This is a genomic window from Gordonia sp. BP-119 (assembly GCF_016924115.1).
Taxonomy (GTDB): Bacteria; Actinomycetota; Actinomycetes; order Mycobacteriales; family Mycobacteriaceae; genus Gordonia; species Gordonia hongkongensis.
The window spans coordinates 12842-36986 of record NZ_JAFFZF010000009.1; the positions used below are offsets into that span (position 1 = coordinate 12842).

The following is a 24145-nucleotide window of genomic DNA, read 5'->3' on the forward strand; positions in this document are numbered from 1 at the left end:
CGCTATCGAGGAGATCATCGGCAACCTGGTCACCGGTTCGCTCGGTGGCGACGATGGCGGAACCGTCGAGTAGTCGCCTACGACACAGACTTCACACCGCCCCGCGACGCCACGTCGCGGGGCGGTGTGCTGTGTAGGGACCTCAGGTGAAGACGACGGTCTTGCGCCCGTGGACCAGTACGCGGTCCTCGAGATGCCAGCGCAGACCGCGGGAAAGCACCAGGGCCTCGATGTCGCGACCCTGTCGGACCATGTCGGCGACCGAGTCGCTGTGGTCGACGCGGATGACGTCCTGTTCGATGATCGGACCGGCGTCGAGGTCGGCGGTGACGTAGTGGCAGGTGGCGCCGATCAGTTTCACACCGCGCGCGAAGGCCTGATGATAGGGCCGGGCGCCGATGAAGCTGGGCAGGAAGCTGTGGTGGATGTTGATGGCCCGCCCGGCCCACGCATCGCACAGCTGCGGCGGCAGGATCTGCATGAAGCGCGCGAGCACCACGGCGTCGGGGTCATAACCCTCGACGATCCGCCCCAGCTCGCCGAAGGCCTCGGCCTTGCGCTCGCTCGCGAACGGAACATGGTGGAACGGGATACCGAACCGAGTGGCCAGGTCTTCCAGCTCGCGGTGGTTGCCGACGACCGCCCGGATGGCCGCCGGCAGTTCTCCACGATGTGCACGTCCGAGCAGGTCGATGAGGCAGTGGGTCTCCTTGCTCACCAGGAGGACCACGGACTTCGTCTCTCGCGAATCGGTGAGGCGCCACTCCGTTTCGGGTCCGAGTTCGGCGGCCACCTCCGACGCGAAGCGCGCGCGCAGTTCGTCCGCGGTCGACGACACCGAATCCGCGCGGATGGCCTGGCGGGTGAAGAACCACCCGGTCTCCTCGTCGGAGTGATAGGCCGCCTCGGTGATCCAGCCCCCGACATCGGTGAGGAAGGTCGAGATCCGCGCCACGATGCCGGTGCGGTCGGGGCAGCCGAGCGTCAGCACGTAGCGGCGCTCGGTCTGGTCTGTCGGGATCGTCTGTGCGGGGGCCACGACAGTCAGTGTGCCAAGCTCGTCGGTGTGACGAACAAGGACCTGCGACGCGGCGACGTCGCCGCCATCATCGACCACACCTTGCTCAAACCCGAGGCGACCCGGGCCGACGCGGAGGCCACGGTCGCCGAGGCCGCACGACTCGGGGTGCTCGCCGTCTGCCTCTCGCCGTCGATGTTGCCGATCGACACCGGGGAACTGCGGACCTGTGTCGTGGCCGGGTTCCCGTCAGGGAAACACCACTCGCTGGTCAAGGCGGCCGAGGCGCGTCTGGCCGTCGACTCCGGGGCCGACGAGATCGACATGGTGATCGATGTGGGTGCGGCCGTCGACGGCCGGTTCGACGAGGTGTTCGCCGACGTCCTGACCGTCCGGGAGGCCGTCGGCGACGACACCCTCCTGAAGGTGATCATCGAATCGGCCGCGCTGCTGCAGTTCGCCGGGCCTGACACCGTCACCGAGGTGTGCCGCCGCGCCGAGCGGGCCGGTGCGTCGATGGTGAAGACGTCGACCGGGTTCCATCCGGCGGGCGGCGCGAGCGTCGAGGCGGTGCAACTGATGCGCGCCGCGGTGAGCGACCGGGTGGGAGTCAAGGCGAGCGGTGGCATCCGGACCGCCGAGGCGGCCGCTGAGCTCATCGCCGGGGGGGCGACCCGGCTCGGGCTGTCCGCGTCGGCCGCCGTGCTCGACGGATTCCCCGAGTAGGCGGCCGGCCGCGGATCTGCGGACCGGCATCGGTCACGCCAGGGCGGAGACCTTGGCGTCGAGGTCGGCCATGACCAGGCTGGCGTTGACCGCGGCACCGGCGGACACGCCCTCGCCCATGGCGACGGTCACCATCGCATGCACGGTGGTGGTGTTGCCCACTGCCCACACGCCCGGCAACGCGGTCTCGCCCATCGGGCCGGTCCCGACCAACCCGCCCATCGGGCCGTCGTCGAGGGTGCCGCCGAGTCGCTCGTAGAGGTCGCCGCGGACGATGAATCGCGGCGAGACGACCACCGCGTCGGCCTCGACCACGGTGCCGTCGGTCAGGAGCACGCCGTCGAGGTGGGCAGAACCGTTCTCCGCGCGCGTCCGGACGCGCTCGACGCGGGCGTCGACGATGTCGATGCCGACCGCGGCGAAGTGCGACCGGTCGTCGTCCGACAGGGCGTCGGGATCGTGCGCGACCACGGTCACCCGGTCGCTGAGCTGGCGGAACATCAGTGCCTGATGCGCCGACATCGGGCTCGTCGCGATCTGCACGATGCGTGTTCCGCGGACCTCGTAGCCGTGGCAGTACGGGCAGTGCAGCACATCGTGTCCCCACAACTCCGCGACGCCGGGGAGGTCGGGGAGTTCGTCGACCAGGCCGGTCGCCAGGATGAGGCGACGGGCCGCGACGACCTCGCCGGAGGACAGACGCAGGGTGAAGTCGTCGACGGTGCCGGCCGCGTCGGCGACTGTGCCGGAACGGATCTCGGCGCCGTATCCCGTCGCCTCCGCCCGGCCGCGGGCGAGTAGCTCCAGGGGTGCGATCCCGTCCTGCCCCAGCACATTGTGGGCGCCGGCCGCCGGTGCGTTGCGCGGTTGCCCCGCGTCGATGACCACGACCTTGCGCAGTGATCGCGCGAGGACGGTCGCGGCGCTGAGTCCGGCAGCTCCGCCGCCGACGATGGCCACGTCGTATTCGGTTGTGGGGAAATCTTTTCGGGCGGATGAGGAGTTGGTCATCGTTGCTCGCTCTCGGGGGTGGGAATGGGGGAGGTGCGCGGCCGGGCGATCCAGAGGAGTCGTCCGGCGGCGAGGGTCAGGTCATCGAGACGATTCCGCGCGTCTGCCTCGGTCAAGTCGTCGAGCAGGGCGAGGTCGGCGGGATCGAGGGTGTCGGCCAAGCGATGCCGGAACTGGGCGAACCAGTGCCGGGCGTACCGCGCGACCGACTGGCTCGGGTCGCTGCGCCGGACGTGGACGGTCTCCGCGCGGAGTACCTCGTAGTCGACGTCGTGAAACGCGTCGGTCCAGTCCACGAGCGCCTCCCACCCGGCCCCGGCGGCCGCGGTCTGGCAGCGGTCCTGCAGCCCGAGCAGTTCGGCGTCCTCGTGGGCGGGGACGAAACGCGGGACGCCCGCCATCTCGGTGATCACGACGATGCCCTCCGGTCCGAGCGAGGTCGCGGCCTCCCGCAACAGGCGCCGCGGATCGGCGACGTGATGCAGCGACATCGCCGCCCACACGACGTCGGGCGTTCCGAGCGGCGGCAGTCCGTCGTCGAGATCGGCGACGACGGCGGTCACCCGATCGTCGAAACCGCCCTCCCGTGCGCGTCGTTCGACGAGCGCGACCATGTCGGACGACCCGTCCACCGCCAGGATCGAGGCGTGCGGGAAGCGGCGGGCGAGTGCCTCGGTGCCGGTCCCGGTCCCCGCCCCGAGATCGGCGATTCGCGCGGGTACGCGCCCCAGGGTCTCCGCGACGAGGCGGGCGGCGTCCTCGAGGTAGTCGGCCATGAGCTCGGCGTCGAGGTCGAGGACCGCGGCGAGCCGGGCGTGGTTGTGGTGGTCGGTGTGGTTCGCGTGCTCGTGATGTCCGGCGGTCGGATGGGGATGGTGCGTGCTGGTCATGACCCCACGGTAGCGCCGCCATGCCCGGATGGCATAGCATCTTGCCAATGACGCAAGAACTCGACGCGGTCGTCCGCCAGCGCATCCGCGGCCTCCGCATCGCCAGGGGCTGGACGCTCGACGCGCTCGCCGCCCGGTGCTATCTGTCGCCGTCCACACTGAGTCGGATCGAGACCGGGCATCGGCGGGTGGCGCTCGACCAGCTCGTACCGATCGCCCGCGCGCTGGGCACGACCCTGGATCAGCTGGTCGAACCGGCGGACGACACCGATGTCGTGATCCGGCCCCAGCCACACGAGGTGGAGGGCATGACGATGTGGCTGCTCTCGCGGGAGAACGCCCCACAGGGTGTCACCGTGGCGAAGATGCGGTTCGACCGCGAGCAACCCGTCGGTGACCTGCGCGTCCATCCGGGCTACGAATGGTTCACGGTGCTGTCGGGAACCGTGAGGCTGTGGCTGGGCGACCGCACGATCCTCGTGCCCGAAGGTGACGCCGCGGAGTTCTCGACGATGATCCCGCACGCCATCTGCGCGTATCAGGGCCCGGCGGAGGTGCTGTCGATGATGGACCACGCCGGCGAGCGCGCGCACCTGCCGTCCGTGCGAACCGGACGCGCGGCCCGCGACGACGACGCCCCGGACGCCTGACCACCTGCCCCGCGGCCGCACACCACCGATGCGAGGCGGCGCATCGGTACTGTTGTTGCGGTGATGACTCCCCAGACCTCGGTGAACCGACGCTCCGTGCTCGCCGCGGCCGGGGTCGGAGCGCTCGGGGTCGCGGTGGCGGCCTGCTCCGGCTCCGGCCTCGGCCCCGGAGACGACACACCGGCCGACCCGCCGGTCACCCTGACTTTCACCCCGGCCCTCGATGCCGAGCCGGCCACCCCGACCGCCGAGTTCTCGGTCAAGGCGACCGACGGTTCCCTCAACCCCGACGTGAAGCTGACCAACCCGCGCGGCGTCGTGGTGAAGGGTCAGTTGTCGGAGGACCGGACGACCTACACGATCGGCGAGCCCCTCGGTTACGGCACCGAATACACCTGGAGCGGAACGGCGGTGGGTCTCGATCGCAAGGTCGTGCCGGTCGCCGGGACGTTCACCACGCTGCAGCCGTCGAGTCAGGTGAACGTCGTCGTCAACATCGGCGACGGTCAGGAGGTCGGCATCGCGGCGCCGATCATCCTGAAGTTCAACGGGACGGTCGAGGACAAGGAGGCCGTGGAGCGGGCGCTGACCGTCACCACCACACCACCCACCGAGGGGTCGTGGGCGTGGCTCGGCGAGGACAACGGCTCCCGCGTGCACTGGCGCCCCCGCGAGTACTACGCACCCGGCACGAAGGTCAGCATGGCAGCCAAGCTGTACGGCCTCGACCACGGCGGCGGCGCGTACGGCGCGGCCGACGTGACCAGCGACTTCGCCATCGGGCGGGCCCAGGTGGTGAAGGCCGAGGAGTCCTCGCACCGGATCGTGGTGCTCCGCGACGGTGTCGAACTCATGGCGCTGCCGTGCAGCTACGGCGGCGGCGACCTCGACCGGAACGTCACGCGCTCGGGCATCCACGTGGTCACCGAGAAGTACGAAGAGTTCTTCATGAGCAACCCGGCCGCGGGTTACTTCAACATCCGCGAACGCTGGGCCGTGCGGATCTCCAACAACGGCGAGTTCATCCACGCGAACCCGGCGACCGTGAACGTGCAGGGATCGGCGAACGTCACCAACGGATGCATCAACCTGTCGGAGGCCGACGCCGAACGCTACTTCCGGGTCGCGGTCTACGGCGACCCGGTGGAGGTGACCGGGACGCGGATCGCGTTGTCGGAGGCCGACGGCGACATCTACGACTGGATCTACGACTGGGAGACCTGGCAGGGCATGTCGGCCATCAAGGGCGAGGTCCGCGAGACCTCGGTCCCGGCCACGCCCAGCGGGGCGCCCACCTCGAACGCCCCGGCCCCGCGCTAGCCGTTAGCCGGTCTTGATGTTCCGCCGGGCCGAGGCCTGATCGCGCGGCTTGAGGATGATCTGGTCCAGGTTGACGTGCGGCGGCCGGGACGCGACGAACCCGATGACCTCGGCCACGTCCTCGGCGACGAGCGGTGTCAGGCCCTCGTAGACCTTGTCGGCGCGTTCCTGGTCGCCCTCGAAGCGGACGAGGGAGAAGTCGGTCTCGACCATGCCCGGCGCGATCTCGGTGAGCCGGACCGGCTTCCCGAGGAGTTCATAGCGCAGGGTCCGGTGGGTGACACCCTGCGCATGCTTCGCCGAGGTGTACCCGGCGCCGTTGTCGTAGGCCTCGAACGCCGCGATCGAGGTGACGGAGACGATCAGGCCGTCACCCGAGGCGATGAGTGCGGGGAGCAACGCCTTGGTGACCCGCAGGCTCCCCAGCACGTTGGTCTCCCACATCCAGCGCCAGTCGTCGAGGTCGGCGGTCGACACCGGGTCGAGACCCTTGGCGCCACCGGCGTTGTTCACCAGCACGTGCACCGTGTCGAGGCCGTCGACGAAGGCGGCCACGGACTGCTCGTCGGTGACGTCGAGTTGCCTTCCGGTGCCGCCGATCTCGTCGGCGAGCGCGGTCACCCGATCGACCCGGCGCGCCCCCAGCACCACGTGGAAGCCCTGCGAGGCGAGCTGCCGCGCGGTGGCCGCGCCGATCCCCGAACTCGCGCCGGTGACCACGGCGATCGGTCGGTTGTCCTTCGACTGGGAGGCGGTGTCGGTGCTCATGGGCTCAACCTTACGGACCGCGCTGCTACATTCGTCGCATGCGTGGGGGAGTGATCCCGGCGGCGCTGCAACTGACCTCCACCCCGGCGGCGGCGGTACTGCACGCGATCCGGGTCGGCGGACCGGTGACGCGGGATCAGCTCGCCGCGACGACGGGTCTGTCGCCGGCCACCATCAACCGTCAGGTGCACGCGCTGGCCGCTCACGGTCTGGTCGTCGAACGCCCCGATCTCGCCGGGCCGAAAGCGATTGGCCGGCCCAAGAATCCGCTGACCATCGACCGCGACTCGCTGTGCGTCGCGGGTATGCACATCGGCGCCCGCCGGACCGTGCTCGTCATCGCCGACCTCGGCGGCCGCACACTGCACAGTCACGCCGTGCTGACGCCGACCGGCGATCAGGAGGACGCGCTCGCGCACCTCAGCGGACTGCTCGCCGAACTCGCCGCCCGGTTCAGCGGGCGGCGGGTGCTGTGGGGAGGTGTCGCGGTCGGTGGCGCGGTCGACGCCGAGACCGGGGTGGTGAACCACCGGGTCCTGGGCTGGCATCAACTCGCCGTGGGCGCAACACTTGCCGGGCGCCTCGACACGCCGGTGTCGGTCTGTGAGCACGTCGAGGCGATGGCGGCCGCCGAGTTGCTCCTGTCGCATCCGCGCGACGACGGGGGCTCCGGGCTGTTCTTCTACGCCCGCGAAACGGCCGGGATGGCAATGACTCTCGACGGCCGCGTGCACGTACCGGAGCGTGGCGCGGGCACCATCGCGCACCTGCCGGTCACGGCTCCGGTGCTCGCCCCCGGTCTCACCCGGGTCCGGTTGCAGAACGTCATCGGCAACGACGCCGCGGAGGCCGCGGCGCGTCGGCTGAGGATCAGCCCCACGGCCGCCCGGATCGCCGACGAGCGGGCCCGCGTGCTCGGCGAATCGGTCGCGCTCATCCGGGATGTGATCAACCCCGATGCCATCGTCGTGGCCGGTGATGCCTTCGCCGCACACCCGCACGGGCTCGCGCCGGTGCAGGCGGCCTTCGACGAGGCGACCACCCTGACCTGGCCGCTGGAGATCGCGCCGTCGAGATTCGGTGTGCGCGTGCAGGAGAGCGCAGCGGTCGTGGTGGCGCTCAGCGTCATCTACGCGGATCCGATCGCGGCGATGGCGACGCTGTAGACAGGCCGTCGGCCCGCCTGCCGCTGCCGTCCGCGCCGGTATCCCCTACGGTGTGTCCATGACGCTGCCCCGCGATGTATCCGCACGGCTCGAGCTGCGGGTCGACGACCCCACCGAACTGGAGATGCAGATCACCGTCGCCCGACTGCCCGGCCTCCAGTTGGAAGAAGAACTCGAGGTCGAATTCGACGGCCAGTCGGTGACGCCCGAGGAGATCATCGGGCCGCACGGTTCCCGGATCCATCGGCTGCAGCTCGAGCGGGGTGTCCTGAACATCGACTACTGGGCGTCGGTCCTCACCCCGGCCGATCCGCTGCCCGTCGACATCACCGACCGCTCGACCTATCTGCGCCCGAGTCGATATGCCGAGTGCGACAAGTTCTTCGGCTTCGCCGCGGGACAGTTCGACGCGTCGCTGCCCGACGGGGAGATCCTGAACCAGGTCGCCGCATACGTCTCGGACCGCCTCAGCTACATCCCCGGGACTTCCGACCCCATCGACGGCGCCGCCGACACCCTGCTGGCCGGTGCCGGGGTCTGCCGCGACTACGCACACCTCGTCGTCGCGCTGCTGCGGGCGCTGAACATCCCGGCCCGCCTCGTCGCGGTGTACGCCCCGGGATGTTCGCCGATGGATTTCCACGCCGTCGCCGAGGCGATCGTCGACGGTGAGTGGGTGGTGGTCGACGCGACCGGGCTGGCCCCACGTCAGAGCCTGGTGCGGATCTCGACCGGCCGCGATGCCGCCGACACCGCGTTCCTCGACAACCATCGCGGATCGATCAACCTCAACTCCTACGAGGTGACGGCGACGGTGCGCGGCGAGCTTCCGATCGACGACGGGAATGCGCGCGTCCGGATAGGGTGAGCGCGTGCATGCGCTCACCTGTCCGGTCTGCAATGCGTTGTCGGGCTTCGATCGTCAGACCTGCCCGAACTGTGCGACGACCGTGGGCGTGCACCTGCCGTCGCGGTCGCTGTACGCGGTCGGCGAGGAGGGGGTCGAGATCGACGGTGCCGGCGCCGGGAGCGGAGCGAGCGGGCCGAAGAAGCAATTGTGGGTGTGGTGTGCGAATCGGGATCGGACGCACTGCAACTGGCTGACGCTCGCCGAGGTCACCGAGGACAGCATCGGCCTGAGGGGTCGGTGTCTCCCCGAGTCGCTGATCCGGCGTCAGCCCGACGCCGAGGACACCATCGCGCTCGAGAAGCTCGCGCCGGCATCGTTCGACCTGCGGCTGCTGGTGTACCAACTCGTCGATCTGGGTCTGCCGGTGGAGCCGTTCTGGCGCACCGAGGGCGGCCTGGCCTTCGACCTGTTGTCGAGTCAGACCCTCGGCCGGCCGGTGATGATCGGGCACGCGGGCGGGGTGGTGACCATCGACCTCGCCGAGACCCAGGACGCCTATCGGGAGCGCCTCCGGGTCGACCTCGGCGAGCAGTACCGCACCCTGCTGGGTCATTTCCGCCACGAGACCGGGCACTACTACGAACACGTCCTCGTCGAGACCGGCCCGGGCGCGGAACGCTACCTCGACCGGTGTCGGGACCTGTTCGGCGACGAACGCGCGAGCTACGCCGACGCGATCAACCGCCACTATCGGTTCGGGTCACCGGAGAACTGGCGGGAGTCGTACATCTCCGAGTACGCCACGATGCATCCGTGGGAGGACTTCGCGGAGCGCTTCGCGCACTACCTCCACATCACCGGGACCATCGACACCGCCCGGGAATCCGGGCTGAATCTCGACGCGCAGCAGGTCCAGTTCACCATGGACCGTGACATCGTGCCGCTCCGGTCGTACGCCGACAAGCCGATCGAACGGCTGCTCTACGACTGGAAGTGGTTGTCGCTCATGCTGAACCGGGTGAACGTGGCCATGGGACGCCGCCCGCTCTATCCGTTCACCATCCCCGAACCCGTCGTGCGCAAACTCGGCTTCGTGCACGAGGTGATCCGGGAGAGCGCCCGGCGGGCGGTGACGACGGACCCGCTCGTCGTCGCACCCGCCCAGCCGGCCTAGTGGTGCGTCTCGGAAATAGGCGACTGGTCTCCGGCGCTCGATCGGCGCCTGGCTGCGTTGTCGTCGGTCGAGATAGCTCCGCTATCCCTCCCTCCTCCGCCTTGCCAGACCACCGATCGCTCCACCGGATACCGGCCACCTATTTCCAAGACACACCACTAGCGAGCCGAGGCCGTCCGCGCCCGCTGCTCGGCCACGAACGCGAGAACCGTTGCCACATCGTCGGTGTCGGCGATGCGATAGTCGGCGGCGGTGTCACCTTCGCCGACCTTGATGCCGATGTCACCGGTCTGGGGACGCAGGTGCGCGAAGGCCTTCTCATCGGTCACGTCGTCGCCGAGATAGATGACCGCGTCGGCGCCGACGGCCGCGCGCAGGGTGTCGAGGGCGTGGCCCTTGCTGGTCTCGATCACCGCGAGTTCGAGGACGGCCTTGCCCTCGGTGGTGTGCACCCCCGGCCAGGAGGCCGGACCGGTGCGGGCGCGATCGAGCGCGGCGACGGCGTCGGACGCCGACGCGTTGCGCACGTGCAACACCGTGCTCGCCGGTTTGACCTCGACGGTGCTGCCCGGGAATTCCGCGGCGATGGCGCGCAACTCGTCGATCAGGCGGGTCAACAGCGCGCGCGCTTTGTCGGTGACCTCGACCGCGAACCCGGACTCGAACTCACTGCCGTGACTACCTACCAGCACGACCGGGGCGGTGAGGCCGGACAGTTCCGCGAGCACGGCCCGTTCGCGGCCGGACACCACGGCGACGACGGTGTCGGGAAGTGCCGCGGCGGCGACGAGCGCGTCGATCGACGCGGGTTCGGGGACGGCGTCCTCGGGACGCGCGACGATCGGCGAGACACATCCGTCGTAATCGCTGGCCACGAGCAGCACCCCCACGCCGGCGGCCCGGACCAGCGCGTCGGTGAGTTCGGCGGGAATCCCGGTGTGGTTCACTCGGGCTCGTCCACCAGATGAACACCCCGGTTGGGCGACAGTTCGGTGTCGGAGTCGGCGCCGAGGGTGCCGAGGAAGCTCTCCGCCCACTTCGCGACGTCGTGGGCGAGGACCTGCCTGCGCAGCGCGCGCATGCGCCGCCTGCCCTCGTGTTCGCTCTGTTCGACCGCGGCCTCGATCGCGTCCTTGACGCCGTCGAGGTCGTACGGGTTGGCCTGGTACGCCGAGCGCAGTTCGGCTGCCGCGCCGGTGAACTCGCTGAGGACGAGTGCGCCGCCCAGGTCGCCCCGGCAGGCCACGTACTCCTTGGCGACGAGGTTCATGCCGTCGCGCAGGGGCGTGACCAGCATGACGTCGGCCGCGACGAAGAAGGCGACGAGTTCCTCACGCGGCACCGGTCGGTGCAGGTACTGCACCACCGGCTGGCCCACGGTCGCGTGGGTGCCGTTGATGTTCCCGACGAGTTGCTCGATACCGGCGCGCATCTGCTTGTAGCTCTCGACGCGCTCGCGGCTCGGCGTCGCGAGTTGCAGCATCACCGTGTCGGCGGGATCGAGTCGCTTCTCGGCCAGCAACTCGGAGATGGCCTTGAGCCGGACGTCGATGCCCTTGGTGTAGTCGAGCCGGTCGACGCCGAGCATGATCGTCTTCGGATTGCCCAGCTCGCGGCGGATCTCGGCGGCGCGCTCCCGGATCTTGCGGGTCTTGGACAGTGCGTCGAGCTTCCCGGAGTCGATCGAGATGGGGAACGCGCCGACGCGCACGGTGCGGAATCCGACCTGCACCACGCCGAAGCGCGACCGCACCCCAACGGTGCCCTTGCTGGTGGCCTGCCCGGCGAGGCGTCGGGCGAGGAAGAGGAAGTTCTGTGCCCCACCCGGCAGGTGGAAGCCGATGAGATCGGCGCCGAGCAGGCCTTCGACGATCTCGGTCCGCCACGGCATCTGCATGAACAGCTCGACCGGCGGGAACGGGATGTGCAGGAAGAAGCCGATCTTGACGTCGGGCCGCAGCATGCGCAGCATCTTCGGCACCAGTTGGAGCTGGTAGTCCTGCACCCAGACGACGGCCCCCTCGCCCGCGGCTCGCGAGGCCGCCTCGGCGAAGCGCCGGTTCACCTCGACGTAGGTGTTCCACCATTCGCGGTGGTACTCGGGCTTGACGATGACGTCGTGGTAGAGCGGCCACAGGGTGGCGTTGGAGAAGCCCTCGTAGTATTCGGCGATCTCTTGCGCCGACAGCGGGACCGCGTGGATGTCGATGCCCTCGATGTCGGGGTTGTCATCGGAGTCGGGGATGCCCGACCAGCCGACCCAGGCCCCGGTGTTGGCGCGCAGGATCGGCTCGAGCGCGGTCACGAGTCCGCCGGGGCTCTGCTTCCAGTTGACGGTGCCGTCGGGAAGGACCTCTTTGTCGACGGGCAGGCGGTTCGCGACGACCACGAACTCGGCCCCGTCATGGGTGGACCGGTCGGTGCCGGTCACTCCGCCGGTGTCGGGGTTGGTTTCTCCTGCTCGCGGAGCCACCTGCTCAGGCGTTCTCGCCCGGCGCGATCCCCAGCATGGCGAACAGCATCCGGCACTCGTCGGCGTCGGTGGCGTACGCGGCGACGACTCGGCGCGCCGAGTTGGCGGTCTCGTCGGCCACCGGCTCCAGTTCGTCGTCGGTGATGTCGGTCGCGTCGGTGGTCTTCGCGGGCATGTGAGTCCCCTCGTTGTGCGGCATGGTGTGCGGTTCGGTGCGCGGTGACGAGGCGCAGCCGTGCGGTGTCTCGGTCCGTTGCTGACTGGAGCGGCCGTCCGATGACACGCCCGACTCCGCATTCTACCCGGACATCGGTGGTGCTCACGGCCACCCGTCCGGCGTCAGCGTCGTGGCGGTGGCGGCCGCCACCGGTTCGCCCGGGCCCGGCGTGCGGCCGCGTCGGCCTGCCGCGCCTCACGGGCTTCGCGCAGGGCGATCCGGCGGCGGAGACGCCAGTCCGGACGGGGTGGCAGCTGAGGGCGACGCAGCGACCGGGCGACGAACTCGCCCAGCGTGACCCCCGCAGCGAGGGCGCAGCCGATGGCCAGCGCGTTCGCGATCCAGGTGAATCCGTCGAGCGTCTGGTCGCCGAGGATGCCGTAGAGGCCGCGATACACCGCGAGACCGGGCAGCAGCGGGGTGATGCCGGCCACCGCGACGACCAGCGGCGGGGTCAACGCGCGGCGTGCCAGCAGGCCGCCGATCAGTCCGACGAACGCCGCCGCGAGACCGTTGGCGATGACGTCGCCGATGTCGGTGAACGTCGAGGCCGCCGCGACCGCGGTGCCGATGAAACCGCCGAGGAACGCCACGCCGAGGGCGCGCGTCTCGGCGTAGCTGGCCAGCGCGTAGGCGCAGGCGGCGACCGCGCCGGCGACCACCCGGATCGGCAGTTCGACGACCTCGAAGCTGGTGGTCGTGGTGATCGTGGGCAGGAAGATGCCGCCCGCCTCCAGGATTCGGATCGCGACGCCGACACCGGCGATGATGCCGCCGGTCATCAGCAGCAACTCGAAGAACCGGGCGACACCGGTGATCGGTGCGCCGGTGATCGCGTCCTGGACCGAGCCGACGAGGGACAACCCCGAGAGCAACACGACGATGCCGGCCGCGATGACCTGCGACGGCGCGATCTGCACACCGAGTCGTTCGGCCGCGGCGAAGACCAGGGCGGCCGGGACCACCGCGATGAAACCGCCGGTCAGCTGCTGGAAGAAGACCGGTGTCCCGATGCGGTTGAGCCAGCGGTTGACGGTGACCGTCACCACGGTCGTCAGGAAGGCGAGCGCGGCGACGAGGTATTCGCCGCCGAGGAGCACCGCGATGCCCGACGCCATGATCCCCCAGGCGGTCGTGGCCAGCCAGTGCGGATAGGGGTGCGGCGCGGTGATGATCTCGTCGACCATCTGGTGGGCGGTGGACGGGCTGATGAACGAATCGCGGATGCGGCGGACGAGCCGGTCGACCTGCGCGAGCCGGGTGAAGTCCATCGACCGGTAGTAGACCTGCTCCATGGTCGTGATCGGCGGGAGCGTCGCGCCGCGCCGCGCGCTGACGACGATCGTGTTGTAGGTGACATCGACGTCGACGTCCTCGAGGCCGTACACGCCGGCGACGAACTTGATCTGCGTCTGGGTGTCGATGGCCCCGGTGCCCGAGTCGAGCAGCACCGCCCCGATCTTCGTGGCGAGATCGAGGACCTCGGTGATCGCCGCGACGTCGAACGGTTCGATCGGCTTACGTGGCGACACCATGATGCTGCCCGGTTCGATGGTGTCGATCGTCGCCTGCCGGCTGCCGCTGAGCCGACGCAGGACACGGCCGATCTGTTCGCGCACGCAGGCCTCCTCGGGTCGATGGTGGAGTGCTCGCGGGGTAACCGACACCCGGCCGGTGCAACCCTGACAGGAGACTGGATACACCTCGTCCGTCCGGACGACTCCGGCAGGGTCGGCGGAGGAGCCGGGAGCGGCGGTGAGCGCCGGTGACCGGGGTGACGACGGCGACCACTCGTCTACGATCGCGGCATGTCCTCGGTGCAGATCAACGGTCCGCGAGACGGCCACACCCGCAGTGCCACGGTGAGTCCCGGGAGTCTCGTCTTCACCGCCGGTGCGGCCCCCATCGACGACGACGGCGCCACCGTCGCACCCGGGAACGTTCGCGAACAGGCCGTGCAGTGCATGAGAAACCTCGAGGCCGCGCTGATCGAGTCCGGCGCGACGCTGCGCGACGTCGCGAAGGTCACCGTCTTCGTCGCCGAACACCTGCAGGCCGATCTGGTGGTCGCGTGGGACGCGGTGACCGAGGCCTTCGGCGATCACAAGCCGGCCGGCAGCCTGCTGGGCGTCTCGGTCCTCGCCTACGACGATCAGCTGGTGGAGATCGAAGCGGTCGCGGCCATCCGGGGCTGATCGCGGCCCGGCCGGTCCGCCGGGTGCGGATGAAGCGGAAGAGGTCCGGCGGATATACTCGCTCGCGCGCCTCCTTAGCTCAGTGGTAGAGCACTCGCCTTGTAAGCGAGCGGTCGTCGGTTCAATCCCGACAGGGGGCTCCACGCACGAACGCCGCGCACCTCTTCCGGTGCGCGGCGTCTGACATTTCGTGGGTTTCGGCTCGCCGGCCGGGGCTACCAGATCACGGCGAGGCCCGCGGCGAGCAGGGACAGGGCGCCGGCGGACCAGAAGAGGGCGCGCGGTACGGGTTCGCCGGTGCGCTTCTGCCGAGCGCTGCCCATGCCGAGGATTCCGCCGAGGACGAGCAGGATCACCAGCTTGATGCCGATCTTCGGGTAGTTCAGCTCGATACCGGCCGGCCACGGCGCCGCGAGCGCGAGCCCGGTCAGCAGGGACAGCAGCAGTCCGTAGTCCATCACGCGGGTGAACCGGAACTCGCGAGCCACGAGTTGGGTGACCCAGCCACCGAAGGTCACGGCGAAGCCGATGATGTGCAGGAAGATTACGACGTTGCGTAGTAGCTCCATGCGGTCACCATACCCAGCAGACACGGCCGAGTTCTGGATTACGAGAACAGGTTCACGGTGCACGATGGACGGATGAAGCACGACGAACCGGGCACCTCCGCCAACTCGACGTCCCCGACCGACGGCGTGGCTCCGGACGGGACCCGCCCAACGGCCCAGACCCGGGTCGGCACCTTCCGCGGGGTCGCCGGGGAACGGGCCGACGTGTGGCGGGGAATCCGGTACGCCCGCCCGCCCGTGGGGGAGTTGCGCTGGCGCCGTGCGGTTCCCCTCGAGGAGGCCGATGCGCCCGAGGACGTGGTGGACGCCTCGACCTTCGGCGCGGTCTGCCCGCAACAACTCAACCCCGCCGTGCGTCTCGGTCCCGATGTGGTCATGGACGAGGACTGCCTGTTCCTCAACGTCTGGACCCCGCCGGGGGCCGCGGAGCACGCCGACGACGCCGTCGGACTCCCGGTCATGGTGTGGCTGCACGGCGGCGCCTACGTGCTGGGGTCGGGAGCCCAGCCGTTCTACGAGGGTTCGAACCTCGCCGCCACCGGCGACGTGGTCGTCGTGACGTTGAACTATCGGCTCGGCGTGCTCGGGTTCGCCGATCTGTCGTCGATCGACCCGCGGTTCGAGTCGAATGCCGGCCTCAGCGACGTGCTCACGGCGTTGCGCTGGGTCCGCGACCACATCGCTGCCTTCGGCGGTGACCCCGACAAGGTGACGGTGTTCGGCGAGTCGGCCGGCGCGGGACTGGTCACCGCGCTGCTCACCATGCCGGCCGCGGCCGGGCTCTTCGGCCGGGCCATCGCGCAGAGTTCGCCCGTGACGTCGATGTACGGCGCCGACCGGGCCGCGCGGGTCGCCGACCAACTGCTCGAGGTCGCCGGGATCGACGCCGGTGAACTCGACACCGGCGAGATCGTCGGGCGTCTCGAACAACTCGACGGCATGACGTGTTCGGCAATCACCACCACCCTGTTCGAGAAGGTCCCCACCGAGGTGCCGGGGACCATCGCGTTCGCGCCGGTCATCGACGGCGATCTGCTGCCCGAACATCCCCTCGACGTCTATCGCGCGGGTCGGGCGCATCCGGTGCCGCTGATCATCGGGACCAACCGCGACGAGGCGAATCTCTTCAAGTACATGAAGTCGCCGCTGATGCCGATCACCACCGCCGACATCGAGCGCATGTTCGCCGGGATGGCGAAGGAGTATCCGGACGTCGTCCTGCCCGAACGTGCGCAGGTGCTCTCCGCGTATTCCGGTCTGCGCCCGAAGGTCACCGGGCTCGGCGTCGCGCGTGACGTGGCGTTCCGCATGCCCACGCTGTGGCTCGCGGAGGCGCATGCGCGTTCGGCGCCGGTCTATGTGTACCGCTACGACTGGACGACGCGGATGTTTCGGCTGCTCGGTCTGGGGGCCGCCCATGCGACCGAGGTCCCGTACGTGTGGGGGAATCTGGGCAACGGGCCGAAGGACATCACGTTCTTGCTCGGCGGGCGTAAGCAGGGAGAAGCGGTGTCGGAGAGGATGATCCGACGGTGGACCGCATTCGCACACGGTCAGGAGCCGGACGCCGGGGCGCTCGGGGATCCCTGGCCGACCTACGACACCGGCCATCGCCCGGTGCTGCGCATCGACGCCGAGGATCGGGTCGTGCAGAACCTCGACGGCGACATCTGGGAGGCGTGGGGCGACGAGGTGCTCGGCTTCCGCTGAGTCGCAACGGCCTCAGTCCCGACGGCAGTCCGCACGAACGTCGATGTGCGGGAGATAGGCGTCGCGCTGGGCGTCGGTGACGGGTGCGGTGCTGGCGCAGATCCAGTCGCGGGCTTCGTCGAGATCGAGCGTGTGCAGGTAGACGTTCCCGGTGGTGTCGCCGCCGGAGATGATGTCCTCGTCGGTGGGGAGTTGGGCGGGTAGTTGCCAGGTGGTGGTCGTGTCCGTGGTCGCGAGCAGCGTCCCGACCGGTTGCGGGTCGGTGAGCCGGCCGTCGTCGTCGAGGGCGAAGCTGATCAGCTCGTGCGTCGCTGTACCCACCGTGAGGCGGTTCGGCGCGACGGACACCGTCGAGGCGAACATGTCCTCCTCCCGGTCGATCAGTTCGGGTTCGGCGTCCGTGCCGGCCGGCGGGAGCCGCCACGTGGAGAGGTCGCGGGAGGCGACCACCAGCACATCGCCGTCGAATACGGCCTGGGCGGCCGGCGCCTCGGCGGTGATGACGTCGACCGGGTCCGCGCCCGGCGACGTCAGGTCGTACAGGTAGACGCGTTTGTCGTCGGAGGTGACCGCGAGCCGCGCGCCGTCGGAGCTGAAGGCGACATTGCGGATGAGGTCGGTGGGTCCGCGCAGCGGTGCGCCCACGCGTCGCGGGGAGCCGGGCACCGAGGTGTCCCACAGGGCCACGGTGGTGTCGGTGTCTCCGGTCGCGAGCAGATGGCCCGACGGCGCGAAGGCGACCGGGAACGAATAGCGGGTGGCGACGTCGAGGGCCGCGGCGCGTCGCGGGGCCGCGGTGTCGGTGATGTCCCACAACTCGACGAGCCCGCCGTTGTTGTTCGCGGTCGCGGCGAGGGTGCCGGGGCCGTTGAGGCTGACCCGCGGATGGTCGTTGACCCGACGCTGGATGGGCGTGCGCGATCGCAGGGTGAGGCCGTCGGACATCGTCCACAGGTTCAGGGTGGTGTCGGCGCCGACCGTCGCCAGGACTCGTTGGGCGTCGTCGGTGTCCACGCCGGTGATGGTCCCGCCGCGGTCGGGTTCGGTTCGGCCGGGCAGGCTCCAGACGTCTATCGTCCCGTCGGAGCGGCCGGAGACGAGTTGGCGGCCGCTGGGGTCGAACCGGGCCGCGAAGGTCCGCACCGAGCCCTGTTCGGAGGTCGTCTGCAGCGCCCACTGCAGGATCGGCGAGGCCGGGTTCGCGGTGTTCCACACCCGGACCAGGCCGTCGGCGCGGGCGGAGGCCAACTGCGCACCCGAACCGTCGAAGGCGATCGACCACGACCCGGCCGTGCTGTTGGGCAGCGACGTGCTCAGCGGGCGGGGTGCGAGTGGGTCGGCCACGTCCCACAGCTGGGTGTTCGGACTGTCGCCGGTGACTGCCAGCGAGCGGCTGTCCGGGCTGAACGCGACGGCATGGGTGATGCTGGGGAAGCCGGTCAGCGGCCCGCCCAGCGGCTGCGGCGATTCGCCGGTCGTCCACAGCCGGACGGTCCGGTCGTCGCCGCCGCTGGCCAGGACGCGTCCGTCGGGGCTGAAGGAGAGGGTGCGCGCCGCGGCGGTGTGGCCGCGCAGGACGGCCGTCTCCCGGATCGCTCCGGTCGGTGAGACGGCGTACATCGTGATCGTGCCGTCGTCGGACGATGCGGCCAGGGTCCGCCCGTCGGCGGCGAACCGCACCATGTAGACGGTGCCGTGGCCCGGGGACACCGTCGTCGCCAGCCGCGGGTTCAGTGCGTCGGTCAGGTCCCACATCCGGACGGAACCGTCCCCGCTGCTGCTCGCCAGCAGTTGCCGTGTCGGGTGGAAGTCGGTGCTGGTGACGTAGTTGCCGAAGCCGCGCAGGACCGCGACCTCCCGATAGTCCGACGAGCCGGACCGGGCCCAGACGCGCACGGTCCGGTCGCCGCTCGCCGACGCGAGCTGCGTGCCCGTCCGGTTGAACGACAGGTCGTAGACCGGGCCGGTGTGGCCGGTCAGCGGGGCCACCAGGGGCGTCGTCGCGGCGCCGCGCAGACGGCTCTGGACGGTCGGGTCGTCGGGATAGACCTCGTGGGCGACGAGCAACAGTCGCGCGGCCAGCGACGGGTTGGAGTACTGGATGCTGTCGATGTGCGACAACAGCGCCGAGCGTTCGGCGGCGTTGCGCTGTTCGCGCAGGTCGTGGGCCTGTCGGAAGCCGATGGCGGCGGTGATGGACGCCGCGATGGCCAGCACGACGATCACCGACACCGCGCCGACGCGCGTGATGCGGCGCCGCTGCTGCATGGCGACCGCCGCGTCGAGGAAGGCGTCGTTCTCGTTGCTCAGCAGATGCAGGTAATCGCTGCGCAGGGTTCGTCGCCGGCGCTTGGCGTCCTCGAGGCGCGACCCGGTGTAGAGGAACGACCGGCCGCGCCCGTTGGCCAGCCACGCCGCGGTGTCGGCGTCGACCTGCTGACGCCAGAGGTGGTTGTCGGTGTCGTCGGCGATCCACTCGGCCAGACGTGGCCAGGCGGTGAGCACCACGTCGTGCACGAGCATCACTGAGTCGGTGGACACTGTGAGCAACCTGGCCTGGGCGAATTCGTCGATGACGGTCGCGACCTCGGGCGGGAACCGGTTCGCGATGGTCGCCGTGGAGAGCGGCACGCGCAGCGCGATGCCGGCCGGCCCGACGTGCACCAGGGCGAGGAGGACCGCGCGTGCGAGATCCCGATGACGCGGATCGATCGCCGCCCAGGCCGTCTCGGCGGTGTCGGCGACCGCGCGGGCGATACCGCCGGTGGCCCGGTACCCGGACAGGGTCATGCGGTTACCGGTCCGGCGTGCCCAGGTCGCCTGGAGAACGTGCGCCAGCAACGGCAGGCGGCCGGCGCGGTCACCGCCGGTCGACGCCTCGTACAGCTCGGTGATCATCACGTCGGCGAGTCCGGTCTCGATGCGGCCGCCGGCGAGTCGGACGGGCGCGGTGATCACCTCGCGCAACTGCGTGCGGGTCATCTCCGAGACGATCACGCAGCGGTGCTGCCACGCGTCGGCGAGGAACGGATGCTCGACGCACTGACTAAAGAAGTCGGCTCGCACGCCGACCACGACCACGACGTCGGACGCCAGTTCTTCGACCTCGCGCAGCGTCTCGGTCCGCAGCGGGTCCTCGAGCGAGAAGACGTTCTCGAACTGGTCGATGACGATGACCGCGTCCCCGGTCGTCGAGGCCGGCGCATCGGTGGCGCCCGGCTCGTCCGGGTCGGCGATGGCGAGTCCGCTGGGGGTGATCTCGCCGAGTCGGGGCGACGACAATCGCGCGTCCCGGGCGAGGCCGGCACGGAGCAGCGACGACTTGCCCGATCCCGAGACCCCGGTGACCACCACCAGCCGCGACGCGGGGGACAGCGGCGGCGGTCCGGAGCGGGCCGACAGGATCGCATCGACGAGGGTGCTGACGACTTCGTCCCGGCCGAAGTACATCTGACTGTCGGCCGCGGTGAGGGTGGCGAGGCCGGGGAACGGCCGGGCATGCTGCGGTGCGGGCGGCTCGGCGGTGGGGGTCTCGTCGGGCGTCCGGCGGTCCCACATCTCCCGCCACTGCGGGATGGTCAGCACCTCGTCGGCCCCGGCGGCGACGGCGCGTGCGGTCAGCCAGACGAGCAGCGGTTCGACGGTCGCGAAGTCGCGGGGGAGATGACGGCCGTTGCGCCAGTCACTGATCCGCTGCGCCGAGACCCGGGCCCGCGTCGCCGCGGCGCGCAGCGTGGGACGGCCGGCTTGCACGAACAGACGCGTGAGTGCCTGACCGAAATCCACTCAGCTGTCCTTGTGCTCGCCCCGACAGATCGACCGCACCATCATGCGATAGCCGATCCCACCGCGCCACCATCGGCGATCCGATGTGGTGACGGCCACACCCTGGACCGCGGATCGCCGGACGTGGCAAGCGGATCCGGAACCGGTTCTGTCCGGTCCGGATAGTCCGTTAGCGGCTTGATCTGCGCTTATGTACCGGTTTCCGGAACGGGGGTGGAGTGGGTCGCGTTCGTGGGGTCTGCTGGTGGGGCGCAACTCGACGGGGGTCGGGAAGCGCACAGGTTGCGTCGGTCGAAGGACACACCGAAAGTGTCGCGAAACACTGCCCGTCGGGGGCTGTGTGTCGTTCGGCCCACACGACCGCGCGGGTGCCGGACACCGGGTCGACAGGGGTCGGCGGTTTCCGGCACCCGCGTCCCCTCCTCGCCTGCCGGGTCACCCGTGCTGTGGGCGTCGATCACTACGATCTGTCCATGCGACCACCCCGGGTGCCCGTGCGATGAGCCGCCTGTTGATCTCCGACTCGCAACGCCGCACTCGCCTCATGCGCCGGCAGCACCTCGATGTCTCGTCTCGAGCCGCCGACTCCGTAGAAGCCGCCGCCACGATGGTCGGTTTGCACGCCACCACACCGTCGACCGTCCACCTCGCCGCATGGGCACGGGTCGGTCCGGAGCTCTCGCGTGAGTCGGTCGACGCCGCCCTCTACGACGACCGGACGCTCGTCAAGCACCTCGCGATGCGTCGCACGCTGTTCGTCTTCCCGCGGGACATCCTGGCCGAGTCCGTCGGAGCGCTCGGGCCGCGGATCTCGGCGTCGGAACGTACGAACATGTTGCGCGACCTCCGGCGCAGTCCCGACTTCGACGACCCGGAGGGCTGGATCGAGACCGCCCGGCAGGCGGTCCTGGCCGAACTCGCCGGTGGTGAGTCGCTGACCTCCACCGAACTCCGCGAACGTCTGCCCGCACTCGACGGTTACATCAGTCACGGTGCGGGCACCACGTGGGCGGGACGTGCCCCGATGGGGCCGCGCGTGCTCAACATGCTCGACGCCGAGGGGGCGATCGTCCGCGGACCCAACCGGCTGCGCTGGCACCTGTCGCGGCCGGCGTGGACGTCCATGCCGCTCTGGCTCGGCGAGGATCTGCGGCCGATGAGCGTCCACGACGGGCACTGCGCGCTGATCGGACGCTGGTTGCGGACCTACGGGCCCGGCACCGAGACGGACCTGGTGTGGTGGCTGGGGTCGACGAAGACCGCGGTCCGCGCGGCCCTCGCCGAACTCGAGACCGTCCAGGTCGACCTGGAGGGTGGCGGAGTCGGCCACGTCCTGCCCGACGATCTACCCGACGGCACCGGGGTCGACGGCACGGGGGACGAGCCGGTCGAACCGCAGGCCGTGCTCCTTCCGGAGCTCGACCCGACCACCATGGGCTACAAGGAGCGCGGCTTCTATCTCGGCGGCCACGCGCCGCAGGTCTTCGACTCCGCGGGCAACGGGGGCCAGACCGCCTGGTGGGATGGTCGTATCGTCGGTGGCTGGTATCGCCGCGCCGACTCGACGATCGACGTCGTCCCGCTCGAACCGTTGTCCGGAGAAGCGCGACGGGCGCTCGATGCCCGGGCCGAGGAGCTCGCGGCATGGCTGGGGGACGAACCACTGAAGACCGGCTACACCGCGCCGTATGCGAAAGGGTTGTAGGTCGACGCCTCCGCTTGGTTCGACATCTGTCAATATTGATGAATGTCGAACCAGAACCTGCTGGCGACGGTCTCCCGCGGCATGACGACCGACGAGGCGGAGACCGTCGCTCCGGCGTTGAAGGCACTCGCGGACCCGGTCCGGTTGCGGTTGTTGTCCGAGATCGCCGCGCATCCGGGAGGTGAGGCGTGCGTGTGCGACATCTCCGGACCGTTCGACCTCTCGCAGCCGACGATCTCGCACCATCTGAGAGTGCTTCGCGAAGCCGATCTGGTGACGAGCGAGCGACGCGCGACCTGGGTGTACTACCGCGTGAACACTGGTGCGCTACAAGAACTGTCGGGGCTGCTCGGCTGTCTCGCCGCAGTCCTGGGGGAAGCACGTTCGTGTGAGGCCGGACGATGAACGTCACGGAAACCGCCGTCGCGGGCAGGCTGTCGATGCTCGACCGGTTCCTGCCGGTGTGGATCGGCGCCGCGATGGTGGTGGGTCTGCTGCTGGGCCGCAGTGTTCCCGGAGTGGGCAACGCGCTGGCGGCCGTCGAGCTCGACGGCATCTCGCTGCCGATCGCACTCGGGTTGCTGATCATGATGTATCCGGTGCTGGCCAAGGTGCGCTATGACCGGCTCGACTCGGTCACCGCCGACCGTCGCCTGCTGCTCGGGTCGCTGGCATTGAACTGGATCATCGGCCCGGCGTTGATGTTCGCGCTGGCCTGGCTCTTGCTGCCGGACCTGCCGGAGTACCGGACCGGACTGATCATCGTCGGGCTCGCCCGCTGCATCGCGATGGTCATCATCTGGAACGACCTGGCATGCGGCGACCGCGAAGCCGCTGCCGTCCTGGTCGCGCTGAACTCGGTATTCCAGGTGATCATGTTCGCCGTGCTGGGCTGGTTCTACCTCTCCGTGTTGCCCGGCTGGCTCGGCCTCGAACAGACGACCATCGACGCCTCGCCGTGGCAGATCGCGAAGTCGGTGCTGATCTTCCTCGGCATCCCGCTGGTGGCCGGATACCTCACCCGTCGTATCGGAGAGCGCGCCAAGGGCCGCGAGTGGTACGAGTCCGCGTTCCTGCCGCGTCTCGGGCCGTGGGCCCTCTACGGTTTGTTGTTCACCATCGTCATCCTGTTCGCATTGCAGGGTGAGCAGATCATGTCGCAGCCCTGGGACGTCGCGCGTATCGCTCTGCCGCTGCTGATCTACTTCGCGGTGATGTGGGGCGGTGGGTTCGTGCTCGGCGCCGCGATGGGTCTGGGGTATGCGCGCACCACCACGCTCGCGTTCACCGCCGCCGGCAACAACTTCGAACTCGCCATCGCCGTCGCGATCGCCACCTACGGTGCGACCTCCGGCCAGGCCCTGGCCGGGGTCATCGGACCGCTCATCGAGGTCCCCGTCCTCGTCGCCCTGGTCTATGTGTCCCTGGCACTGCGGAAGCGGTTCTCTGCAACACCCGACTCGGCCGGGGAGCCCGTGCGCCATGTGTGACCCCCTCAATGTGCTGTTCGTGTGCGTCAGCAACCGTGGCAAATCTGTGATGGCCGAACGTCTCTCGTCAACGGTCACCGACCGGATCGCGGCGTCGTCCGCCGGAACCAGCGCGAAGATCGGCGGGCAGGTCAACGAACTGTCCGCGCGGGTGCTCGCCGAGGTCGGAGCCGACGCCGGCGGACACCGGCCACGACAGCTCACGGACGAGATGATGCGAGCCGCGGACCTGGTCGTGGTGGTCGGCACTGCCGAGGTCACCCCGCCCGACGGGGTGAGTGTCGAGGTGTGGAACACCGACGAACCCTCCGATCGAGGCATCGACGGCCTCGAACGGATGCGGTTGATCCGCGACGACATCACCACCCGCATCCGCGATCTCGCCGACCGCCTGGAGCGGTGAGCGGTTCAGAACGGTGGTGGGTTG

22 protein-coding genes and 1 tRNA gene are annotated in these 24145 nt (G+C 69.8%); 13 read left to right on the forward strand and 10 right to left on the reverse strand.

All coding sequences use genetic code 11. From position 1 onward, the window contains the following. Positions 1 to 142: 142 nt before the first annotated feature. The gene (gene purU / locus JW364_RS07560) at positions 143 to 1039 is read right to left on the reverse strand and encodes a formyltetrahydrofolate deformylase (RefSeq protein WP_205333407.1); all 897 of its coding nucleotides are present in this window, start codon (positions 1037 to 1039) and stop codon (positions 143 to 145) included. A 27-nt stretch (positions 1040 to 1066) separates the two neighbouring features. On the opposite strand from purU, the gene deoC reads away from it, so the two are divergent. Beyond that, positions 1067 to 1744, forward strand: a complete 678-nt coding sequence (deoC, locus tag JW364_RS07565) for a deoxyribose-phosphate aldolase (protein ID WP_189340044.1) — start codon at positions 1067 to 1069, stop codon at positions 1742 to 1744. 33 nt (positions 1745 to 1777) lie between these two features. Here the strand turns inward: deoC and JW364_RS07570 are convergent, their stop codons facing one another. Together JW364_RS07570 and JW364_RS07575 are read right to left on the reverse strand one after the other, a co-directional pair. Beyond that, positions 1778 to 2755: an NAD(P)/FAD-dependent oxidoreductase gene (locus tag JW364_RS07570; RefSeq protein WP_068970371.1), complete on the reverse strand. Its 978-nt coding sequence runs from the start codon at positions 2753 to 2755 to the stop codon at positions 1778 to 1780. Then, complete coding sequence (locus JW364_RS07575; RefSeq protein WP_205333408.1) at positions 2752 to 3645, reverse strand: trans-aconitate 2-methyltransferase; 894 nt, start codon at positions 3643 to 3645, stop codon at positions 2752 to 2754. Before JW364_RS07575 ends, JW364_RS07570 begins: the two co-directional genes overlap by 4 nt. 47 nt (positions 3646 to 3692) lie before the next feature. Between JW364_RS07575 and JW364_RS07580 the strand changes: the two genes are divergently transcribed. Together JW364_RS07580 and JW364_RS07585 are read left to right on the forward strand one after the other, a co-directional pair. After that, a complete protein-coding gene (locus tag JW364_RS07580; RefSeq protein WP_058251259.1) occupies positions 3693 to 4295 on the forward strand; it encodes a helix-turn-helix domain-containing protein in 603 nt (200 codons plus the stop codon). Positions 4296 to 4358: 63 nt separating this feature from the next. Next, entirely contained in the window at positions 4359 to 5615 is a 1257-nt protein-coding gene (locus JW364_RS07585) for an Ig-like domain-containing protein (protein ID WP_068972262.1), read from the forward strand. Between the two features lie 3 nt (positions 5616 to 5618). Here the strand turns inward: JW364_RS07585 and JW364_RS07590 are convergent, their stop codons facing one another. Next, positions 5619 to 6383 carry an SDR family NAD(P)-dependent oxidoreductase gene (locus JW364_RS07590; protein WP_068972261.1) on the reverse strand — a complete coding sequence of 255 codons (765 nt, stop codon included), beginning with the start codon at positions 6381 to 6383 and terminating at the stop codon, positions 5619 to 5621. Positions 6384 to 6421: 38 nt separating this feature from the next. Here JW364_RS07590 and JW364_RS07595 point away from each other — a divergent pair, with 38 nt between their 5' ends. The 3 genes from JW364_RS07595 to JW364_RS07605 are packed head-to-tail and all read left to right on the forward strand — an operon-like array spanning position 6422 to position 9573. Next, a complete protein-coding gene (locus tag JW364_RS07595) occupies positions 6422 to 7549 on the forward strand; it encodes an ROK family transcriptional regulator (RefSeq protein ID WP_068972260.1) in 1128 nt (375 codons plus the stop codon). A 58-nt stretch (positions 7550 to 7607) separates the two neighbouring features. Continuing rightward, positions 7608 to 8417: a transglutaminase family protein gene (locus JW364_RS07600; protein ID WP_068972259.1), complete on the forward strand. Its 810-nt coding sequence runs from the start codon at positions 7608 to 7610 to the stop codon at positions 8415 to 8417. 4 nt (positions 8418 to 8421) lie between these two features. Further along, on the forward strand, positions 8422 to 9573 hold the full coding sequence (locus JW364_RS07605; RefSeq protein ID WP_068972258.1) for a putative zinc-binding metallopeptidase: 1152 nt from the start codon (positions 8422 to 8424) through the stop codon (positions 9571 to 9573). A gap of 158 nt (positions 9574 to 9731) precedes the next feature. Here JW364_RS07605 and otsB read toward each other — a convergent pair whose 3' ends face one another. The 4 genes from otsB to JW364_RS07625 all read right to left on the reverse strand — a co-directional run bounded on the left by otsB (position 9732) and on the right by JW364_RS07625 (position 13882). Then, positions 9732 to 10520 carry a trehalose-phosphatase gene (otsB, locus tag JW364_RS07610; protein ID WP_068972257.1) on the reverse strand — a complete coding sequence of 263 codons (789 nt, stop codon included), beginning with the start codon at positions 10518 to 10520 and terminating at the stop codon, positions 9732 to 9734. Then, positions 10517 to 12004, reverse strand: coding sequence for a trehalose-6-phosphate synthase (locus JW364_RS07615; protein ID WP_068972256.1), 1488 nt, complete (start codon positions 12002 to 12004; stop codon positions 10517 to 10519). Before JW364_RS07615 ends, otsB begins: the two co-directional genes overlap by 4 nt. A 46-nt stretch (positions 12005 to 12050) precedes the next feature. Beyond that, entirely contained in the window at positions 12051 to 12221 is a 171-nt protein-coding gene (locus JW364_RS07620; RefSeq protein ID WP_165630609.1) for a hypothetical protein, read from the reverse strand. Between the two features lie 164 nt (positions 12222 to 12385). After that, a complete protein-coding gene (locus JW364_RS07625) occupies positions 12386 to 13882 on the reverse strand; it encodes a threonine/serine exporter ThrE family protein (RefSeq protein WP_068972255.1) in 1497 nt (498 codons plus the stop codon). A gap of 189 nt (positions 13883 to 14071) precedes the next feature. Between JW364_RS07625 and JW364_RS07630 the strand changes: the two genes are divergently transcribed. Both JW364_RS07630 and JW364_RS07635 read left to right on the forward strand, forming a co-directional pair. Continuing rightward, on the forward strand, positions 14072 to 14458 hold the full coding sequence (locus JW364_RS07630; protein ID WP_058251249.1) for a RidA family protein: 387 nt from the start codon (positions 14072 to 14074) through the stop codon (positions 14456 to 14458). Positions 14459 to 14526: 68 nt separating this feature from the next. Further along, positions 14527 to 14601 (forward strand) — tRNA-Thr (locus JW364_RS07635). A gap of 72 nt (positions 14602 to 14673) precedes the next feature. On the opposite strand, the gene JW364_RS07640 is transcribed toward JW364_RS07635, so the two are convergent. Next, complete coding sequence (locus tag JW364_RS07640) at positions 14674 to 15027, reverse strand: hypothetical protein (protein WP_058251248.1); 354 nt, start codon at positions 15025 to 15027, stop codon at positions 14674 to 14676. A gap of 72 nt (positions 15028 to 15099) precedes the next feature. Between JW364_RS07640 and JW364_RS07645 the strand changes: the two genes are divergently transcribed. Beyond that, complete coding sequence (locus JW364_RS07645) at positions 15100 to 16737, forward strand: carboxylesterase/lipase family protein (protein ID WP_189340147.1); 1638 nt, start codon at positions 15100 to 15102, stop codon at positions 16735 to 16737. A gap of 12 nt (positions 16738 to 16749) precedes the next feature. Here the strand turns inward: JW364_RS07645 and JW364_RS07650 are convergent, their stop codons facing one another. After that, the gene (locus JW364_RS07650; RefSeq protein ID WP_068972253.1) at positions 16750 to 20523 is read right to left on the reverse strand and encodes a hypothetical protein; all 3774 of its coding nucleotides are present in this window, start codon (positions 20521 to 20523) and stop codon (positions 16750 to 16752) included. A gap of 499 nt (positions 20524 to 21022) precedes the next feature. Here JW364_RS07650 and JW364_RS07655 point away from each other — a divergent pair, with 499 nt between their 5' ends. Genes JW364_RS07655 through JW364_RS07670 form a run of 4 tightly spaced genes read left to right on the forward strand, consistent with a single transcriptional unit; the run spans position 21023 to position 24121 of the window. Continuing rightward, the gene (locus JW364_RS07655; protein ID WP_068972252.1) at positions 21023 to 22228 is read left to right on the forward strand and encodes a winged helix DNA-binding domain-containing protein; all 1206 of its coding nucleotides are present in this window, start codon (positions 21023 to 21025) and stop codon (positions 22226 to 22228) included. 42 nt (positions 22229 to 22270) lie between these two features. Further along, a complete protein-coding gene (locus JW364_RS07660) occupies positions 22271 to 22633 on the forward strand; it encodes a helix-turn-helix transcriptional regulator (protein WP_068972251.1) in 363 nt (120 codons plus the stop codon). Beyond that, positions 22630 to 23718: an ACR3 family arsenite efflux transporter gene (gene arsB / locus JW364_RS07665; protein WP_068972250.1), complete on the forward strand. Its 1089-nt coding sequence runs from the start codon at positions 22630 to 22632 to the stop codon at positions 23716 to 23718. The genes JW364_RS07660 and arsB overlap by 4 nt, the downstream gene beginning before the upstream one ends. After that, positions 23711 to 24121, forward strand: coding sequence for a low molecular weight phosphatase family protein (locus JW364_RS07670; protein WP_068972249.1), 411 nt, complete (start codon positions 23711 to 23713; stop codon positions 24119 to 24121). The genes arsB and JW364_RS07670 overlap by 8 nt, the downstream gene beginning before the upstream one ends. Positions 24122 to 24145 lie beyond the last annotated feature (24 nt).

Bases quoted from the DNA above. Each gene is read 5' to 3' on its own strand.
- JW364_RS07575 (WP_205333408.1), bottom strand. From the start codon at position 3,645: ATGACCAGCACGCACCATCCCCATCCGACCGCCGGACATCACGAGCAC.
- JW364_RS07580 (WP_058251259.1), top strand. From the start codon at position 3,693: ATGACGCAAGAACTCGACGCGGTCGTCCGCCAGCGCATCCGCGGCCTC.
- JW364_RS07655 (WP_068972252.1), top strand. From the start codon at position 21,023: ATGAGCCGCCTGTTGATCTCCGACTCGCAACGCCGCACTCGCCTCATG.
- JW364_RS07600 (WP_068972259.1), top strand. From the start codon at position 7,608: ATGACGCTGCCCCGCGATGTATCCGCACGGCTCGAGCTGCGGGTCGAC.
- JW364_RS07645 (WP_189340147.1), top strand. From the start codon at position 15,100: ATGAAGCACGACGAACCGGGCACCTCCGCCAACTCGACGTCCCCGACC.
- JW364_RS07670 (WP_068972249.1), top strand. From the start codon at position 23,711: ATGTGTGACCCCCTCAATGTGCTGTTCGTGTGCGTCAGCAACCGTGGC.
- JW364_RS07590 (WP_068972261.1), bottom strand. From the start codon at position 6,383: ATGAGCACCGACACCGCCTCCCAGTCGAAGGACAACCGACCGATCGCC.
- arsB (WP_068972250.1), top strand. From the start codon at position 22,630: ATGAACGTCACGGAAACCGCCGTCGCGGGCAGGCTGTCGATGCTCGAC.
- JW364_RS07660 (WP_068972251.1), top strand. From the start codon at position 22,271: ATGTCGAACCAGAACCTGCTGGCGACGGTCTCCCGCGGCATGACGACC.
- JW364_RS07570 (WP_068970371.1), bottom strand. From the start codon at position 2,755: ATGACCAACTCCTCATCCGCCCGAAAAGATTTCCCCACAACCGAATAC.
- JW364_RS07595 (WP_068972260.1), top strand. From the start codon at position 6,422: ATGCGTGGGGGAGTGATCCCGGCGGCGCTGCAACTGACCTCCACCCCG.
- JW364_RS07585 (WP_068972262.1), top strand. From the start codon at position 4,359: ATGACTCCCCAGACCTCGGTGAACCGACGCTCCGTGCTCGCCGCGGCC.
- JW364_RS07620 (WP_165630609.1), bottom strand. From the start codon at position 12,221: ATGCCCGCGAAGACCACCGACGCGACCGACATCACCGACGACGAACTG.
- JW364_RS07630 (WP_058251249.1), top strand. From the start codon at position 14,072: ATGTCCTCGGTGCAGATCAACGGTCCGCGAGACGGCCACACCCGCAGT.
- JW364_RS07640 (WP_058251248.1), bottom strand. From the start codon at position 15,027: ATGGAGCTACTACGCAACGTCGTAATCTTCCTGCACATCATCGGCTTC.